18 protein-coding genes are annotated in these 17,060 nt (G+C 69.8%); 10 read left to right on the forward strand and 8 right to left on the reverse strand.

Features of this window, described 5'->3' with window-relative positions:
• Position 1 precedes the first annotated feature (1 nt).
• Both ACFZCP_RS04325 and ACFZCP_RS04330 read right to left on the reverse strand, forming a co-directional pair.
• Positions 2 to 1,030, reverse strand: a complete 1,029-nt coding sequence (locus ACFZCP_RS04325; RefSeq protein WP_391423916.1) for a methyltransferase — start codon at positions 1,028 to 1,030, stop codon at positions 2 to 4.
• A 59-nt stretch (positions 1,031 to 1,089) separates the two neighbouring features.
• Positions 1,090 to 2,163 (reverse strand): right-handed parallel beta-helix repeat-containing protein, encoded by a 1,074-nt coding sequence (locus ACFZCP_RS04330; protein WP_391423918.1) that lies wholly within the window; start codon positions 2,161 to 2,163, stop codon positions 1,090 to 1,092.
• A gap of 168 nt (positions 2,164 to 2,331) precedes the next feature.
• Here ACFZCP_RS04330 and ACFZCP_RS04335 point away from each other — a divergent pair, with 168 nt between their 5' ends.
• Together ACFZCP_RS04335 and ACFZCP_RS04340 are read left to right on the forward strand one after the other, a co-directional pair.
• The gene (locus ACFZCP_RS04335; protein WP_391423920.1) at positions 2,332 to 3,009 is read left to right on the forward strand and encodes a rhomboid-like protein; all 678 of its coding nucleotides are present in this window, start codon (positions 2,332 to 2,334) and stop codon (positions 3,007 to 3,009) included.
• On the forward strand, positions 3,006 to 4,412 hold the full coding sequence (locus tag ACFZCP_RS04340; protein ID WP_391423921.1) for an FAD-dependent oxidoreductase: 1,407 nt from the start codon (positions 3,006 to 3,008) through the stop codon (positions 4,410 to 4,412). Before ACFZCP_RS04335 ends, ACFZCP_RS04340 begins: the two co-directional genes overlap by 4 nt.
• A gap of 139 nt (positions 4,413 to 4,551) precedes the next feature.
• Here the strand turns inward: ACFZCP_RS04340 and ACFZCP_RS04345 are convergent, their stop codons facing one another.
• The gene (locus tag ACFZCP_RS04345) at positions 4,552 to 5,526 is read right to left on the reverse strand and encodes a zinc-binding dehydrogenase (protein WP_391423922.1); all 975 of its coding nucleotides are present in this window, start codon (positions 5,524 to 5,526) and stop codon (positions 4,552 to 4,554) included.
• 151 nt (positions 5,527 to 5,677) lie between these two features.
• On the opposite strand from ACFZCP_RS04345, the gene ACFZCP_RS04350 reads away from it, so the two are divergent.
• Positions 5,678 to 6,376 carry a pentapeptide repeat-containing protein gene (locus tag ACFZCP_RS04350; protein WP_391423924.1) on the forward strand — a complete coding sequence of 233 codons (699 nt, stop codon included), beginning with the start codon at positions 5,678 to 5,680 and terminating at the stop codon, positions 6,374 to 6,376.
• 36 nt (positions 6,377 to 6,412) lie between these two features.
• On the opposite strand, the gene ACFZCP_RS04355 is transcribed toward ACFZCP_RS04350, so the two are convergent.
• Both ACFZCP_RS04355 and ACFZCP_RS04360 read right to left on the reverse strand, forming a co-directional pair.
• Positions 6,413 to 7,345: a hypothetical protein gene (locus tag ACFZCP_RS04355; RefSeq protein ID WP_391423926.1), complete on the reverse strand. Its 933-nt coding sequence runs from the start codon at positions 7,343 to 7,345 to the stop codon at positions 6,413 to 6,415.
• A 33-nt stretch (positions 7,346 to 7,378) separates the two neighbouring features.
• Complete coding sequence (locus tag ACFZCP_RS04360) at positions 7,379 to 7,786, reverse strand: ATP-binding protein (RefSeq protein ID WP_391423929.1); 408 nt, start codon at positions 7,784 to 7,786, stop codon at positions 7,379 to 7,381.
• Between the two features lie 200 nt (positions 7,787 to 7,986).
• Here ACFZCP_RS04360 and ACFZCP_RS04365 point away from each other — a divergent pair, with 200 nt between their 5' ends.
• The 4 genes from ACFZCP_RS04365 to ACFZCP_RS04380 all read left to right on the forward strand — a co-directional run bounded on the left by ACFZCP_RS04365 (position 7,987) and on the right by ACFZCP_RS04380 (position 11,437).
• Entirely contained in the window at positions 7,987 to 8,832 is an 846-nt protein-coding gene (locus ACFZCP_RS04365; protein WP_391423931.1) for a Scr1 family TA system antitoxin-like transcriptional regulator, read from the forward strand.
• Between the two features lie 7 nt (positions 8,833 to 8,839).
• A complete protein-coding gene (locus ACFZCP_RS04370; protein ID WP_391423933.1) occupies positions 8,840 to 9,043 on the forward strand; it encodes a DUF397 domain-containing protein in 204 nt (67 codons plus the stop codon).
• Positions 9,044 to 9,103: 60 nt separating this feature from the next.
• Entirely contained in the window at positions 9,104 to 9,574 is a 471-nt protein-coding gene (locus tag ACFZCP_RS04375; RefSeq protein ID WP_391423934.1) for a hypothetical protein, read from the forward strand.
• Positions 9,575 to 9,880: 306 nt separating this feature from the next.
• Positions 9,881 to 11,437, forward strand: coding sequence for a M4 family metallopeptidase (locus ACFZCP_RS04380; protein WP_391424688.1), 1,557 nt, complete (start codon positions 9,881 to 9,883; stop codon positions 11,435 to 11,437).
• A gap of 62 nt (positions 11,438 to 11,499) precedes the next feature.
• On the opposite strand, the gene ACFZCP_RS04385 is transcribed toward ACFZCP_RS04380, so the two are convergent.
• Positions 11,500 to 12,000, reverse strand: a complete 501-nt coding sequence (locus ACFZCP_RS04385; protein WP_391423936.1) for a hypothetical protein — start codon at positions 11,998 to 12,000, stop codon at positions 11,500 to 11,502.
• A gap of 163 nt (positions 12,001 to 12,163) precedes the next feature.
• Between ACFZCP_RS04385 and ACFZCP_RS04390 the strand changes: the two genes are divergently transcribed.
• Both ACFZCP_RS04390 and ACFZCP_RS04395 read left to right on the forward strand, forming a co-directional pair.
• The gene (locus ACFZCP_RS04390) at positions 12,164 to 13,558 is read left to right on the forward strand and encodes a M1 family aminopeptidase (protein WP_391423938.1); all 1,395 of its coding nucleotides are present in this window, start codon (positions 12,164 to 12,166) and stop codon (positions 13,556 to 13,558) included.
• A gap of 220 nt (positions 13,559 to 13,778) precedes the next feature.
• Positions 13,779 to 14,234 carry a hypothetical protein gene (locus ACFZCP_RS04395; protein ID WP_391423940.1) on the forward strand — a complete coding sequence of 152 codons (456 nt, stop codon included), beginning with the start codon at positions 13,779 to 13,781 and terminating at the stop codon, positions 14,232 to 14,234.
• Between the two features lie 70 nt (positions 14,235 to 14,304).
• Here the strand turns inward: ACFZCP_RS04395 and ACFZCP_RS04400 are convergent, their stop codons facing one another.
• A complete protein-coding gene (locus tag ACFZCP_RS04400; RefSeq protein ID WP_391423942.1) occupies positions 14,305 to 15,147 on the reverse strand; it encodes a hypothetical protein in 843 nt (280 codons plus the stop codon).
• A 466-nt stretch (positions 15,148 to 15,613) separates the two neighbouring features.
• Complete coding sequence (locus ACFZCP_RS04405) at positions 15,614 to 16,189, reverse strand: TerD family protein (protein WP_391423944.1); 576 nt, start codon at positions 16,187 to 16,189, stop codon at positions 15,614 to 15,616.
• A gap of 212 nt (positions 16,190 to 16,401) precedes the next feature.
• On the opposite strand from ACFZCP_RS04405, the gene arfB reads away from it, so the two are divergent.
• Positions 16,402 to 16,863: an alternative ribosome rescue aminoacyl-tRNA hydrolase ArfB gene (arfB, locus tag ACFZCP_RS04410; RefSeq protein WP_362681531.1), complete on the forward strand. Its 462-nt coding sequence runs from the start codon at positions 16,402 to 16,404 to the stop codon at positions 16,861 to 16,863.
• Positions 16,864 to 17,060 lie beyond the last annotated feature (197 nt).

The following is a 17,060-nucleotide window of genomic DNA, read 5'->3' on the forward strand; positions in this document are numbered from 1 at the left end:
GTCACCCGGGCACGTGGCAGTCGAACGCGTGCAGATACGGGTTGACCGGCCGGATGTCGTCCACCAGCAGGCCCGCCGAGGTCAGCCGGCTCACCATGGAGTCGGTGGTGTGCTTGGCCCCGCCGACGTTGAGGAGCAGCAGCAGGTCCATGGCGGTGCTGAAGCGCATCGAGGGGGTGTCGTCCACCAGGTTCTCGATGACGACGACCCGGGTGCCGGGGCCGCCCGCTTCCACGACGTTGCGCAGCGTGCGTGCCGTGCTCTCGTCGTCCCACTCCAGGATGTTCTTGATGATGTAGACGTCGGCCTGGACCGGGATCGCCTCCCGGACGTCGCCGGGCACGATCCGCGCGCGGTCGCCGAGGTCGCCGTCCTCGCGCAGCCGGGGCAGCGCGTTGTCGACCACCCGGGGCAGGTCGAGCAGACTGCCCCGCATCATCGGGTACTTGTCCAGCAGGCAGGCCACCACGTGGCCCTGGCCACCGCCGATGTCCGCGACCGACTTCGCCCCGGACAGGTCCAGCAGGGCCGCGACGTCCCGCGCCGACTGCTCGCTGGAGCGGGTCATCGCCTGGTTGAAGACGTCCGCGGACTGCGGGGCGTCCTCGTTGAGGTAGGTGAAGAACTCCTTGCCGTAGAGGTCCTCCACCACGTTCCTGCCGCTGCGCACCGCCTCGTCGAGCCGGGGCCAGGCGTCCCAGGTCCACGCTTCGGTGGTCCACAGGGTGATGGCGCGCAGGCTGTTCGGGTCGTCCTCGCGCAGCAGCCGGGACATGTCGGTGTGCGCGAACGTGCCGTCCTGCTGCTCGGCGAAGACGCCGTAGCAGGACAGGGCGCGCAGCAGCCTGCGCAGCGGCTTGGGTTCGGCCTTCACCGCGGCCGCGAGGTCCTCGACGGCCATCGGGGCGGTGCCGAGGGCGTCGGCGACGCCCAGCCGGGCGGCGGCCCGGACGGCGGCGGCACAGGCCGCCCCGAACGCGAGTTCGCGCAGCCGCATGGGTGGCGGTGGGGCTGTTTCAGCGGACGTCATCTGCCGCCCTCTCTTCTCTTTCGGCCTGCGTCGGTCCAGCAGGGGCAGTGGTCGGGCGGTCAGCACAGCCCTGCCGGCTGGGAGGCCCGGCAGGAGTTGCGTACGAAGGCGTTGTTCTTGCCGGTGTCCGTGTTCACGAGGTCGGCGGGGGAGTTGTTCTCCACCGCGTTCTCGTCGATACGGTTGGCGTCGCTGGTCACGCCCACGAAGCTCTTGAAGAGCACGATGCCGCCGGACAGCGGGGACGTGCCCGTGTTGCGGGCGACCAGGTTCCCGGTCACCCGGGTCTTCTCGGTCCCCGTCAGGACGATCCCGGAGCCCTGCAGCGCGGGCAGCCGCTCGGTCTTCGGGCAGGACTTGTTGTTCTCGGTGACCCGGTTCGCGGTCACCGTGATGTCGCCGGCCTTGGGCCGGTTCTCGTCGCCGACGACGAACACCCCGGCGCAGTTGCCGGTGACGTAGTTCGCCTGGACGGTGAGGTTGCGCAGCCTGCGCACGGTGATGCCGATCCGGTTGTTCTCCACGCGGTTGTGCTCGACCAGCGTCTGCCCGGAGTCGTAGGCGCCCGCCTCCTCCTTGATGGTGTTGGCGAGGAAGATGCCGGCGTCGCCGTTGTCGTGGGCGCGGTTGCCCTGGACGACCCCGCGCACGGAGCCCTCCAGGGCGATGCCCCACACGCCGTTCTTGTAGGCGTTCACCCTGCGTACGGTCATGGTGTCCGTCGCCGTGCCGAACACGCCGGTGCGGCTGAAGCCGGTCACGGTCAGGTCCTCGACGGTGACGTTCGCGATGTTCCTGGTCCTGGTGCCCACCACACAGATGCCGTTGCCGCCCTCGGAGCAGCTGTCGGTGGCCTTCGTCGCAGCCTTCGGCGCGGCCGGCTCGATCACCGTCCCGGCGCCCACGCCCCGCAGCGTCACACCGGGAGTGCTGATCTTGACGCTCTCGTGGTAGGTACCGGCGAGCACCACAACGGTGTCCCCGGTCCGTGCGGCGTCCACCGCCTTCTGGATCGATTCACCCGGGCTGACCACCAGGGGCCTGTGGGCGGCCGCCGCGGGGGCGGCCGCGCCCAGGCCCGCGCCGACGAGGGCGGTGGTGCACGCGAGGTATGCGATGTGACATCTGTTCATATCGCATACGCTATGACCGATTAATCCCTTCGTCGGTCGGATAGGCCGTCCGGCGGCGTGTCAGGGACCGCGCGGCACCCGGCCGGTCCCGCCGGGCCCTTGAATTTCTCGTGAGAAGCGGACGGCCCACCGGGCACCCCGATCACTTTGCCGACCATACTGACGTCTGTGGATCGGGTCATCGGTTGGCGGCGTGGGCCCGGGGCGGTGGCGGACTACGTCCGCAGCGCCCCGGGAACGTACGTCTGGCTGCTGATCCTGTTCGTCACCACCGTCGCCCTGCACCACATGACGCCGGACTTCGAGCAGGACTTCCTGCGCCAGCGCTCCACCAACATCCACGAACTGTCGCGGAACCCCCTCAGGGTGCTGATCACCAGCGCGATGTGGATCGACGGCGGGCACTGGGTGCCCTACGCGGTCCTGTACACGGTCTTCCACGCGCAGGCCGAACGCTGGCTGGGCACCCTGCGCTGGCTCGCGGTGTGCGTGGCCGCGCACGTGCTCGCCACACTGGTCAGCGAGCTGGCCCTGCTCATGGCGATCCGCAACGGGCACGCCCCGCACTCGGCGGTCAACACCCTGGACATCGGGGTGAGTTACGCGCTGGCGGGCGTGGTGGCGGTGCTCGTCTACCGGATCGCGCCGCCCTGGCGCTACCCGTACCTGGCGGCCCTGCTCGCGTTCTACACGGTCCCGATCGCCACCGGCCGCACCTTCACCGACTTCGGGCACTTCCTGTCCGTACTGATCGGGCTGGGGTGTTATCCGCTGGTCAGAGGCCGCGGAAAAGCATGGAATCCGAAGGAGACACTGACCGCGCTGTGGGTTAACGTCCGCGCATGAGCAGCTCGGCAAGCAGTGTCGTCAACGGCGGCATCTCCTTCTGGTACGCGGACGACGGCCTTCCGGTGGAACGGGAGCCGCTGCCCGGGGACGCGACCGCCGACGTGGTGATCGTCGGCGGCGGGTACACGGGGCTGTGGACCGCGTACTACCTGAAGAAGGCCGCTCCCTTCCTGCGCATCACGGTCCTGGAACAGAAGTTCTGCGGCTACGGAGCCTCCGGACGCAACGGCGGCTGGCTCTACAACGGCATCGCGGGCCGCGACCGGTACGCGCGGCTGCACGGCCACGAGGCCGCCGTGCGCCTGCAGAAGGCGATGAACGACACCGTCGCCGAGGTCGTCGCGGTCACCGAGGCGGAGGGCATCGACGCCGATGTGCACCGGGGCGGGGTCCTGGAGGTGGCGACCACACCCGCGCAGCTCGCCCGGCTCAGGGCGTTCCACGAGCACGAGCTGTCCTACGGCGAGACGGACCGCGAGCTGTACGGCGCCCGGCAGACCGCCGAGCGGATCAGGGTGGCCGGCGCGGTCGGCTCGACCTGGACCCCGCACGGCGCCCGCCTGCACCCGGTGAAGCTGGTCAAGGGCCTCGCGGCGGCCGTGGAGGCGCTCGGGGTGACCGTCCACGAGTCGACACCGGTCACCGAGATCCGCCCCAAGCACGCGGTGACGCCCTACGGCACGGTCCGCGCCCCGTACATCCTGCGCTGCACGGAGGGCTTCACCGCCTCCCTGAAGGGCCAGAAGCGGACCTGGCTGCCGATGAACTCCTCGATGATCGCCACCGAGCCGCTCACCGACGAGCAGTGGGCGGCCGTCGGCTGGGACGGCCGCGAGGCACTGGGCGACATGGCGCACGCCTACATGTACGCGCAGCGCACGGCCGACGGGCGGATCGCGCTCGGCGGGCGCGGGGTGCCGTACCGCTTCGGCTCGCGCACCGACAACGACGGCCGCACCCAGGACGAGACGATCGCGGCCCTGCGTGAGATCCTGACCCGCTTCTTCCCCGCCCTCGCGGGGCTGCGCGTCGAGCACGCCTGGTCCGGGGTCCTCGGCGTGCCGCGCGACTGGTGCGCCACGGTCACCCTCGACCGGGCCACGGGCCTCGGCTGGGCGGGCGGCTACGTCGGCTCGGGCGTCGCCACCGCCAACCTGGCCGCCCGCACCCTGCGCGACCTCGTCCGGCAGGACTCGGGCCAGGGCGGCCGCACCGAGCTGACCGGGCTGCCGTGGGTCGACCACAAGGTCCGCAAGTGGGAGCCGGAGCCTTTCCGCTGGCTGGGCGTGCAGGGCATGTACGCCACCTACCGCGCGGCGGACCAGCGCGAGCGGCTCCACCCCGGCATGCAGTCCTCACGCCTGGCCCGGGCCGCGGACCGGGTGGCGGGGCGCCACTGAGGCACGGCAGGGCGCACCTTCAGCCCCCTGGGTTCTCCCGAGTGCGATGCCGCACCCGTGTGCGACGAGCACCTCAACTTCCATGATTCCAGGGGGATCCCCCTCGCATCCGCGTCCCCGGGCTCGCCGCTCTTGTCCCTCATGGCTCCAGCACCACCTTCCCGGTCGTGGCGCGCGTCTGGAGTGCGTGGTGTGCGGCGTCCGCTTGCGAGAGGGGGAAGCGGGTGACGGCGGGGCGCAGACGGCCCTGCCCGGCCTCGGCGAGGGCGCGCAGTTCGAGCGCGCGCAGCCCTCCTGCCCGCTGGAGCATGGCCGGGCCGAGGACCGACTCGGAGACGCCCTCGACGTGATGGCCCTGCTGTTCCTCCCCGATGCCCTCGGCCGACCAGCCGAAGACGAGGTGCCGCCCGCCGGGCCCGAGCAGGGCGACGGCCTCCCGGGCCGCCCGGCCGCCGACGCCGTCGTAGACGAGGGTGGCGGGCCGTCCGCCGAGATGGGCGCGGACCCTGGCCGGCCAGGCGGTGTCGGTGTAGTCCACGGCGAGGTCGGCGCCGTTCGTGCGCACGCGGGCGGTCTTTCGTGGCCCGCCCGCCAGACCGATCACCAGGGCGCCGGCGTTCTTCGCGTACTGCACGAGCAGCGTGCCGATGCCGCCCGCGGCGGCGGGCACGACGACCACGTCGTCCGGCCCCGGCTCGGCGCACTGCACGATCCCCAGCGCCGTACGCCCCGTGCCGATCATGGCGACGGCCTCGGCGAAGTCCAGGCTCTCCGGTATCTCGTGCAGGCGTTCGGCGCCGGTGACGGCGAGCTCGGCGTAGCCTCCGGGCGCGAAGCCCAGGTGGGCGACGACCCGCCTGCCGAGCCAGGTCCCGTCCACGCCGTCGCCGAGGGTGTCCACCACCCCGGCGACCTCGCGGCCGGGGACGGTGGGCAGGGCGGGCAGCTCGGGCAGCGGGCCGCGCCGTCCTTCGCGCAGGGCCGTGTCGAGGAGGTGCACGCCGGCCGCGGCGACCGCGATCCGCACCTCGCCGGGGCCCGGGACCGGATCCCCGGTCTCCTCGTAGGTCAGGTTCTCGGCCGGCCCGAAGGCGTACAGGCGAACGGCATGCATGGGACCCCCAGTGATCACGTCTGCGTCCTCGGAGGCCCACTCTTCGACCTCAAGCGTGCTTGAGGTCAAGGGGGGACGGCCCCGGGGTCAGGGGGATTCCGGTTTCCGCAGCTCAGGGGGATTGTCGGTGGCGGGGTGCAGCATGGGAGGCATGGCGAGGAGAGCGACGGGCAAGAGCAGCGGGGCCGGCACGGGCGGGGCCGGGCCGAAGGGGGCACGGCGGCCGGAGCTGCGGCTTCCGCCCCTGGAGCCCTGGACGGACGGCGCGTTGCAGCCGGACGGCGACTACGACGGGCTGGAGTTCCGGGAGGCCGACCTGGCCGGGCAGGACGGCGTGGGTGCCCGCTTCATGGACTGCGCGCTGACGGGCTGCGCGGTGGACGGGACGGCACTGGGCCGGGCCCGGGTGCTGGACTCGGTCCTCACCGGTCTGCGGGGCGTCGGGACGAACCTCGCCGAGTCCACCTTCCGCGACGTCGAGGTGGTCGACCCCCGCCTGGGCGGCACCCAGTTGCACGGCGCCGTCCTGGAGCGGGTGGTGTTCCGGGGCGGCAAGATCGACTACCTCAATCTCCGCGAGGCTCACCTCAAGGACGTCGTCTTCGAGTCCTGCGTCCTGGTCGAACCGGACTTCGCCGGTGCCCGGCTGGAGCGGGTGGAGTTCGTCGACTGCGCCCTGAAAGAGGCCGACTTCGGCGGCGCGACCCTGAAGGACGTGGACCTGCGCGGGGCCACCCCGCTGGAGATCGTGCGCGGGCTGGACCGGCTCTCGGGCGCGGTGATCAGCACGGGGCAACTGCTGGACCTGGCGCCCGTGCTGGCGTCGGAACTGGGCATCAGGGTGATGTGACGTTCCCCGCCGTCGGCTCGGAGCGGCAGCTCCGCCTCACTCCCCGGCGAACAGGTCTTCCGCGTCCGCGGCGTGTACCGCGCGCTGGGCCCATACCTCCAGCCGACCGAGATCGGTGCACGCCTCGACCCGCTCACGGACGGCGTCCGTCACCGAGAGACCGCGCCATTCGAGGATGCGGAGGATCATCTCGCGCCGATCCTCGATGCGGCCTTCCTCGCGGCCCTGTTCCAGGCCCTGTTCCAGGCCCTGTTCCAGGCCTTGCTCCCGTCCTTCCTCGCGCACCTGTTCTGCCAGCGGGTGCCGCCAGAAGTACTGGATCGCCGTCATCAAATCCCTCCACATCTGCTTCGCCTGGGGGTCGGCCAGGCATGAGTCGACGAACTGGACGAAGACCGCGGCGCTGTCGGGGTCGATGGTCCGCAGGGCGGATGCCAGCGATTCCAGTATGGCGGCGGATCCCGGGCCACGCCCGTGTGTCATCGCCGAGAGCACCGCAAGGGGGACGTCCCGTTCCGCCTGCCGCTCGTCCGCGATAACCGGCACGTTGTCCGGACCGAGCACGAGCGGACGTACCGTCAGGGAGTACCAGCCGGGGAAGCCGAGCTGGATGGGTTGGGAGGCCCAGCGTGCCGTGGTGCTGCTCTGGGTGATGACGATGAGCACGGGCTCGCAGCGGTACTTCTCGTAGAGGTAGGAGAGGTAGTAGGGCCAGCTGCCCCGCTTGCGGTCGTCCGCCTTTCCCTGTGATTCGACCACGAGGAGGTACGTGCCCTCGTCCGTCTCCGCCCGCAGCAGCGTGTCCACCCGCCGCTCGACCGGTTCGATCTCGGTGAGGTCCACGTTCAGTGCGGCGATCTCCCGTGGTTCGGGGAACGGGACGTGCAGCACGCTCTGTAACGCTCGTGTCAGCAGCGCCGGGTCCTTCTGGAAGATCCGGTGCAGCGCCTCGTGCGACGAGCCGACCATCAGCTCTCCTTTCCGTACGACGTGATCAACGAGCTAGGCCGCAGCAAGTTCGCACCACACGTACTTGCCCCGGTTCCCGAACCTGGCGGAGGGCTGCCAGCCCCAGTACTCCGCGCAGGCCACGACCAGGCCCAGCCCTCGTCCCGCCTCCTCCGGCTCGCCCGCCTGTTCCAACGGCCTTGGTGGCTCCGGCGGCTCGGGGTCCGTGTCCCACGCTCCGATCCACACCACCCCCTCCGCCGTACGGCGAACCCTCAGTGCGGCGGGCCCCTTGGTGTGCCGTACGGCGTTGGAGACCAGCTCCGCCGCCAGCAGCTCCGCGGTGTCCGCGAGCCCGATCAGGTCGTGCAGGGTCAGGATCAGGCGCAGGGTGCGGCGGCAGACGGTGACTGCTCTGAGGTCGTTGGGGATGTAGAGGGTGTAGTCCCAGGTTTCGGGCATGCGTCAGCTCCGCTGAAGTAGTGGGGATTCTTGCGACCGGTGGCATTGCCGCAGCCGTCATGGCAGGACGGAACGGTGCGCTTCCGCTGCGTGCTCGTCGCATCACTGACGGTAGACCTAGATTTTTAAGTTTCACAAGCCGACTGCGTAACCTGACCCCGAATGAGTCGCGTACACAGGCGTGTTGGGAGGAGAAGGTCATGGCATTGAGGAGCGAGCCGACGGCACGGCAGATGCGGTTGGCGCTCGAGTTGCGCAGGCTCCGTGACGCCGCAGGCCTCCCGGCCCGCGAGGCAGCAGCGATGCTTGGCGTGAGTTCGGCGCAGATCAGTCAGATCGAGACCGGTCTCACGGGCGTGAGCGAGAAGCGGCTGCGCCGTCTCGCCGCCAACTATTCATGCTCGGACGGTGAGCTGATCGATGCCCTCGCGGCCATGGCGACCGATCGAACGCGAGGCTGGTGGGAGGAGTATCGGGAACGACTGCCCACGCCGTTCCTGGACCTCGCCGAGTTGGAACACCACTCCACGTACCGGCGCGATGTGGAATTCCTGTTCATTCCCGGCCTGCTTCAGACGCCCGAGTACGCCCGCGCTGCGTTCTCCTCAAGAATTCCCGAACTCCCAGAGGAGGAGCTTGAGCTGCGTGTCCGGCATCGCATGCAGCGCAAGGCGGTCCTTGTGGGGCCCGCTCCCTACGAGGCGGTGATCCACGAGGCGGCGCTACACATCAGGCTCAGCGACCGAGCCGACGCACGGGCCCAGCTCCTCCGCGTCCTGGAACTTTCGGAGGCGGATCACATCACTGTGCGTGTCATCCCCTTCGACCTGGACGGCTTCGGCGGGGCCTGGAGCCCTGTGATGCTGGCGGGTGGTGCAGTGCCCAAGCTGGACACGGCCGTTCGCGACGCACCTCACGGGACTGGCTTCATCGACTCCGAGGCTCAACTCGGCGTCTTTCGAACGCTCTTCCGTAGGGTAGAAGCTGTATCACTCGACCCCACTCGTTCGCGTGACTTCATCAATAGAGTGGCCAAGGAGCTGTGAGATCCCCGTGACCACCCCCGACAACTGGCGGAAGTCGTCCTACTCGGGCGGCGGCGACGGCAACAACTGCGTGGAGATCGCCAACCACCCCACCCGCATATCCATCCGCGACTCGAAGGCCCCGGCCAGGGCACCCCTCGCCTTCCTGCCCGCAGCCTTCGCCCCCTTCATCGACGCGCTGAAGGCCCCCGGCGGGATGCCGGGCGAGTGATCCTCGAACCACCCCTGGACCTCGCACGGCTGCTGAACGAGCGAGAGGGCTGAGGCCGCGGTGGAATGGACGACGCTGGCCGGTACGGGACTCGGCGCCGCGGTCGGGGTCGGTTCCACGCTGCTCGCCGACCGGGTCCGCTGGCGGCGCGAGACGAGCGAGCGGACTCGGCGCGAGCGCCGGGACGCCTATGTCGTCTGCCTGACCAAGTACCGGCTGGCGTACGAGGACATGCACCGGGCCGCCACTGTCCACCGGGATGGCCCGCCGACGGAGCGGGACGTGGCCGTGCGGGAGGCCTTTCGCGCGTCGGGCTGCGACGAGGTCCGGGAGGCCGTGCTGATCTGCGCGCCGGAGGAGATGGCGGCCCTCGTCGAGGACGTCTACGCCTCCCTGCGGGAGCTGTTGGAGGTGTTCGCCGCAGGTGATCCCCCGCTGGACACCGCCGAGTTCCAGGAACACCGGCTCCGGCACGCGAAGGCCGTGTGGGCGGCGCGGGCCGCGATGCGGGCGGAGCTGGCGCGCGGGTGACGCCGCGGGGCTCAAATCCGCTTGTTCACATGAGGGTTGAGTGCACCTTCAGCGTCCGTATACCGGATTGCAGGACACGTCTTCCGGATACGAACACGTAAAATATTGTCGGCACCCTGTCAAACAGCCGTTGTCGATGTCACTCTCACTCCGCCGCCGCAACTCTGTGCATCCCCTGTGTCCCGCCTGTGTCTCCAACCCCACGGAGACCGGCCTGAAGGAGATCGAGTGAGACAGCAGCCCCACGCTCCCCGCACCTCCCGCAAGACCGCCGTCCGCGCCGCCGCCCTGGTCGGCTCGGCCGCGATGGTCGTGCTCGCACTGCAGAACGGCGCGGCCACCGCCGCCCCCACGCGCACCCCCGGCGCCGCGGCCCTTCCGCTCAGTGCAACAGCCCGCGCAGCGGCCCTCGCGTCGGCCCAGCACAACGCCGGTGCGGCAGCGCGCGAAATCGGCCTCGGCGCCAAGGAGAAGCTGGTCGTGCGGGACGTGGTCAAGGACCGGAACGGCACCGTCCACACCCGTTACGAGCGCACGTACGCCGGTCTGCCCGTCCTCGGCGGGGACCTGGTCACCCATGTGGCGAAGAACGGCTCGCTCAAGGGGGTCGACAAGGCGACCAAGGCCCGGATATCCGTGCCGACCGTCGCCGCGGCCGTCTCCCCCGCGAGCGCGAAGAAGACCGCTCTCAAGGCCGCCGACTCCGCCGAGGCCACCGCCGCCACCTCCCGCAAGGTCGTCTGGGCGGCCGGCACCAAGCCGGTCCTCGCGTACGAGTCGGTCGTCAAGGGCGTCCGGCACGACGGCACTCCAAGTGAGCTGCACGTCATCACCGACGCGCAGACCGGCAAGAAGATCTACTCCTACGAGGCGATCGACACCGGCACGGGCACCAGCCGGTACAGCGGCACGGTCACCCTCGGCACCACCGCGTCCGCCTCCGGCGGGTACGACCTGATCGACGGCGGCCGCGGCGGCCACAAGACGTACGACCTGAACGGCGGGACCAACGGCACCGGCACCCTCTTCCACGACGCCGACGACGTCTGGGGCGACGGCACCGTGAACAACCGCCAGACCGCCGGTGTCGACGCCGCCTACGGCGCCGCCGTGACCTGGGACTTCTACAAGTCCGCGTTCAACCGCACGGGCATCGCGGGCGACGGCAAGGCGGCCTACTCCCGCGTCCACTACGGCAACGCGTACGTGAACGCCTTCTGGGACGACAGCTGCTTCTGTATGACGTACGGCGACGGCGCGAACAACGCCGACCCGCTGACCTCGCTCGACGTGGCCGGCCACGAGATGAGCCACGGCCTGACCGCGGCCACGGCGAAGCTCAACTACAGCCGTGAGTCCGGCGGCCTGAACGAGGCCACCTCCGACATCTTCGGCACGTCGGTGGAGTTCTTCGCCAACAACTCCTCGGACGTCGGTGACTACCTCATCGGCGAGAAGATCGACATCAACGGCGACGGCACCCCGCTGCGCTACATGGACAAGCCCAGCAAGGACGGCGGCTCCGCCGACTACTGGTCGAAGTCGGTCGGCCGTCTCGACGTGCACTACTCGTCCGGCGTCGCCAACCACTTCTTCTACCTGCTGAGCGAGGGCAGCGGCCCGAAGTCGATCAACGGGGTCTCCTACAACTCCCCGACCTACGACGGCTCCACGGTCACCGGCATCGGCCGGGCCAAGGCCGACCAGATCTGGTACAAGGCTCTGACCACGTACTTCACCTCGACGACCAACTACGCTGGCGCTCGCACCGGCACCCTGCAGGCCGCGGCCGACCTGTACGGCTCGGGCAGCGCGGAGTACAACGCGGTGGCGGCGGCCTGGAAGGCGGTCAACGTCAAGTAGCCGCGCCTGCGGCTCTGCGGTGGCCGGGCGCCCGTCACGGGTGGGCCGGCCACCCGGTGCGATCAGGGCACCCGCGGAAAGCGGGCCTGAAGCGTCCAGATCGCCGGGTTCTCCGCCAGGTCATCGTGCAGGTCGGTCAGGTCGGCGAGCAGGTCGTGCAGGAAGTCGCGGGCCTCGCGGCGCAGTTCGGTGTGGGAGAAGGTGAGCGGGGGCTCCTCGCCGGGCATCCAGTCGGCCTCGACGTCCACCCAGCCGAAGCGGCGCTCGAAGAGCATCCGGTCGGTGGACTCGGTGAAGTCCAGCTCGGCCTGCTGCGGCCGGGAGGCGCGGGAGCCCAGGGGATCCCGGTCCAGCTGCTCCGCGATGTCGCACAGCGCCCATGCGAAGTCCAGCACCGGCACCCATCCCCAGGCTGTGGACAGTTCCCGGTCCGTCCGGGTGTCCGCGAGGTAGACGTCCCCGCAGAACAGGTCGTGCCGCAGCGCGTGGACGTCCGCACGGCGGTAGTCGGTCTGCGGCGGGTCCGGGAAGCGGTTGGAGAGGGCGTAGCCGATGTCGAGCACGCAGAAGATGGTGTCACGCCGACCGCCCCGGCCCTGCCACGGTCCGGCCCGTCACGGTGCATCCCGCTGCTGTGCGGCCCTGCCACGGTCCGGCCTGCCACGGCCCCGCCCCAGCTGGTTCCGGCCCTGCCGCGGTGCGGCGCGCACGCCTAAGATCACTGACATGTCCAGATCCGCGCGCCTTGTCCCGTCCGCCGCCGCCCTGTTCGCCCTCGCCCTCACCGGCACCGCGTGCGACGGCGGCGTCCACGGCACCCCGGGCAGCTCCGGCGTGCGCGACCCGTACTTCCCGAAGGCGGGCAACGGTGGCTATGACGTAGGCCACTACGCCCTCACCCTCGACTACACCCCCGGCACCCACCGTCTCACCGGCAAGGCGGTCATCACGGCCCGCGCCACCAAGGACCTGACCGCCTTCGACCTCGACCTCGCCGGGCTGGACGTCGAATCGGTCGACGTGGAGGGCAGGCGCGCCCTGTGGAACCGCACCGGCCAGGAGCTCACCGTCCGCCCCCACGACGACCTCCGCGACGGCGAGACCTTCACCACCACCGTGCGCTACTCGGGCACCCCGAAGACCCTCACCGACCCCGACGGCTCCGAGGAGGGCTGGCTGCGCACCGCCGACGGCGCGCTGGGCCTCGGCGAGCCGGTCGGTTCCATGGCCTGGTTCCCCGGCAACCACCACCCCTTCGACAAGGCGGCCTACGACATCACGGTCACCGTCCCGAAGGGCCTCCAGGCCGTCTCCAACGGCGAGCTGACGAGCCGGGTCACCAAGGGCGACCGCACCACCTACGCCTGGCACACCGCCCAGCCCATGGCGAGCTACCTCGCCACGGTCGCCATCGGCCACTACGACCTCACCACCACCAAGGGCCCCCACGGCCTGCCGGTCATCACCGCCGTCGACCCCACCCAGGCCAGGGCGAGCGCGAAGGTGCTCGCGAAGATCCCCGACATCATCGACTGGGAGGAGACCAACTTCGGGCCGTACCCGTTCTCCTCCACCGGCGCGATCGTCGACCGCCCGGGCGACGCCGGCTACGCCCTGGAGACCCAGAACCGGCCCGTCTTCCCCGCCGACCAGCTCGACACCAGCACGCTCGTGCACGAGCTCGCCCACCAGTGGTACGGCGACTCGGTCACCCCGAAGTCCTGGCGGGACATGTGGCTCAACGAGGGCTTCGCGACGTACGCGGAGTGGCTGTACAAGGAGGACTTCGGCGGCAAGAGCGCCCAGGAGACCTTCGACGAGGTGTACGAGGACGACGACGAGGCCGTGTGGGCCTTCCCGCCGGCGAAACCTTCCAGCGCCGCGCACATCTCCGACAGCCCCGTCTACGAACGCGGCGCGATGGTCCTGCAGAAGATCCGCCAGAAGGTCGGCGACGACACCTTCTACGACATCATCCAGGGCTGGGCCGCCTCCCGCCGGCACGGCAACGCGAGCACCTCCGACTTCACCGCGTACGTCGAGAAAAAGGCCCCGGGCAAGGACTTCGAAAAGATCTGGAAGGACTGGCTGTACGGCGACGGCAGGCCGGCCCACCCGTGACCGGAGAAGTGACCGACGGGAAATTCGGATTGCTTCCTTCCGGATAAGGGTGGCACGCCGGGGACTCCGCTGGTGAGGACATGACATCGGCGGGTGTTAGTGTCGGCCAGCTTGATGATCTTGAAAACTCATCATGGATCGACGAGGCGCTCCGGCATGCCCGAAAACCCGGCATGCCCGCACCTCGGTACAAACGGAGGGGATCTTTGTGAAGAGGAAAATGGCCAAGGCGCTCCTGGTCGCCACGGCAGTGCCCGCCCTGCTCGTCTCCACGTCCGCTGCGGCGTCCGCGGACGGCTGGGTGACGTGGAAGAACCAGAAGTCCGGCCTTTACCTCACCGCCGACAGCAGTGGCGGCGTCAAGGGCGACTGGGCCATGCCCGGGGTGAACGAGACCGGGTACCAGTGGTACGACACCTCGAACAGCGACGGCAGCTACAACGAGTCCAACGGTTGGGGCATGTGCCTCGTCGGCTACTACCGGCAGGTGTACACCGAGGGCTGCAACAGCCGGCGTGACCAGACGAACTGGTGGCAGCGGTGGTACGAGATCTCGACGTCGTCGGGCTGGAAGCTGAAGAACCGCCAGACCGGCTGGATCCTGGACGACGAGGGCCACGGCGGCATCTACGCCAACTCCGGCGACTACAACAACTCCAACCAGCGCTGGAAGTAAAGTCCGCGCCCAGGGCCCGCCGTTCCTTCGGCGGGCCCTGTTCCCGTGGTACTGAATCGGCGACGGCTTCTCAGACGCCGGCCCTGATGATTTCCTCGGCCGATTCCACCTTCTGCCGCTGGGTACGCCTCGCGTCCTGCAACTGCTTCGCCCGCTGCCCGATGATCTCCCGCTCGTAGGCGGCGGTAACCAGTGCGACGGTCTGCAGGTACTGCGCCTTCCGCTTGCACTCGACGTCCGTGACGGCGGCCGCGATCTCGGCGGGGGAGGGCGGGGGCAGGGTCGCCCCCTTGGGGACGGGAAGGCCCTTGCCGAGGAGGTTACGGTCGTGCGCGGGGGCCAGCGGATTGTCGTAGTCGTAGCCGGACTTCTTCATGCAGGCACTCCACTTGGAGACGGCGCCCACGACCCGGCTGTCCTGGAAGGTGGCGTCCAGCGTCTGCGACCTCAGCTGCTGGACGAGCCCGAACAGGGTCAATGGGTTCTTGCCGCCGAGTTCCCTGCGTGCCTTCCCCTCGCAGCCGAGCCGGCCGGTCTTCGGGTCGTCGAAATAGGCCCGCTTGACCGCCGGGGTGATTCCGTCGGGCGCCGGTCCACCGCCCGTGGGTTTCTTCTCGGGGAACGGTTCCCGGTATCCGTAGACCTTGACGGCTTTCATGTCCATCACGCCGTAGATCACATAAGGCGCCGTCGGCTCGGGGCCTCCGGCCGGCATGAGCGCCTTCGGGAGCGCCAGTTTCCCGGCGCGCATGCACCGTTGGGCGAGGACGTTCTCGGCGCGGACGATCGTGTTCTCGTCCTTCACCGAGACATAGGCGTCCAGCGGCAGGGTCATCGAACCGTCGGGCCGGACGACCGCACCGCCGCCCTTGAAATCGACCGGCTTGGACGGATCGCCGTCCGACGCCGTCACGAGCGGCGGAATCGAGGGCTCCGTCCCCGAAAAGCCGGGAGGGGCGGGCCTTTTCGCCGCATCGCCGTTCTCCGCCCCCGAGGAGTTGCTGCATCCCCCGGCCGCAACGACGGCCATCAGCACTGCACCGGCCACCCACAGTGGCCTGGATTCACGTATCGTTCTCATCTTCCCGAAATCGATCCGACGTCATCGGACAGGGCCGGGGGAGACGGGTGACGGACTCACGGCACGGCCCTCACGGTGGCCGTTGCGGTCACCGTTGTCCGTCCGCGAGGACGCGATATCCAGTTCGGTCCGCACGCCCGGCCCAAGAGCCGGATCGCCCCCCGAGCAGACCCATGAGTGCCGATTCTGTCAGAGATCGTTCACCGGCCGGACGTCGGATGATCAAGGTCTCTCACGCGTCGGAGCCCCCGGCCGCACGGCCGGGGGCTCCGAGGCATCACTGCCGGGGCAGGTGTGCTCAGACGTTCACGCCGAAGTCCTGGGCGATGCCGACCAGGCCCGACGCGTAGCCCTGGCCCACGGCGCGGAACTTCCACTCCGCGCCGTTGCGGTACAGCTCGCCGAAGACCATGGCCGTCTCGGTGGCGGCGTCCTCGGAGAGGTCGTAGCGGGCGATCTCGGCGCCGCCGGCCTGGTTGACGATGCGGATGTAGGCGTTGCGGACCTGGCCGAAGTTCTGACCGCGGTTCTCGGCGTCGTAGATGGAGACCGGGAAGACGATCTTGTCGACGTCGGCGGGAAGGGCGGCGAGGTTGACGTTGATCGCCTCGTCGTCGCCGGCGCCCTCGCCCGTGCGGTTGTCGCCCGTGTGGACGATCGTGTTGTCCGGGGTCTGCTTGTTGTTGAAGAAGACGAAGTGGGCGTCGGAGTAGACCTTGCCCTGCGCGTTGACCGCGATGGCGGACGCGTCGAGGTCGAAGTCCGTGCCGGTGGTGGTGCGGACGTCCCAGCCGAGGCCCACGGTGACGGCGGTCAGGCCCGGAGCCTCCTTGGTGAGCGAGACGTTGCCACCCTTGGACAGGCTTACAGCCATGATGTGGGAGTCCTTCCTTTAGGTTTCTGTGCCGACGAAGCTACCGTCACCCGGAAGAACGTCGAGGGGGGTCCCCATGGTTCCGGATCCCTTTACCTCTTTTACCGACCCCTCTCCCTGCCCCCTCTCCCTGCCCCCTCTCCCTGCCCCTCTCCGTACCGACGCCGAAAACGGGGTGACGTGAGGCGGGTCGGGCCGGGAACATGGGACACATGTCCGGTCCTTCCCTGGGGTCCGGGGGCCCGGCCCCCGGAAAACATCTGATCCGTGGCTCCGTCTCGCTTCCCGAGGCCGAGCTGATGTGGCGTTTCTCCAGGTCGTCCGGGCCGGGAGGCCAGCATGTGAACACCAGCGACTCCCAGGCGGAGCTGCGCTTCGACCTCGCCGCCACCGAGGCGCTGCCTCCGGTGTGGAAGGAGCGGGCGCTGCAACGGCTGGCCGGAAAGCTGGTCGACGGCGTCATCGTCGTACGGTCGTCCGAGCACCGCTCCCAGTGGCGCAACCGCGAGGCCGCCGCCGTACGCCTCGCCGCCCTCCTCGCGGAGGCCACCGCACCCCCGCCCAAGCCCCGCAGGCCGACCCGGATCCCCCGCGGGATCAACGAGCGCCGCCTGCGGGAGAAGAAGCAGCGCTCGGACACGAAGCGGGGCCGCTCCGGCCACGACTGGGCGTAGCCCGCCGGGCCCGGCGGTCACACTCCCGCCGCCCGATCCGTCATCCCGACGACGAGTACGCAACGGGACGTGACGGAAGGGCTGGGCCCGCTGATGAGCGACACCGAGGGCGACCGCGACAGGAACGCCGGCCAGGGCGAGCGGGACGTCGACCGCGGCGAGCGGGGCATGGGCCGCAGCAAGCACGGCATGGACCA

Source organism: Streptomyces sp. NPDC007971 (assembly GCF_042958635.1).
In the GTDB taxonomy this organism is placed as follows: domain Bacteria; phylum Actinomycetota; class Actinomycetes; order Streptomycetales; family Streptomycetaceae; genus Streptomyces.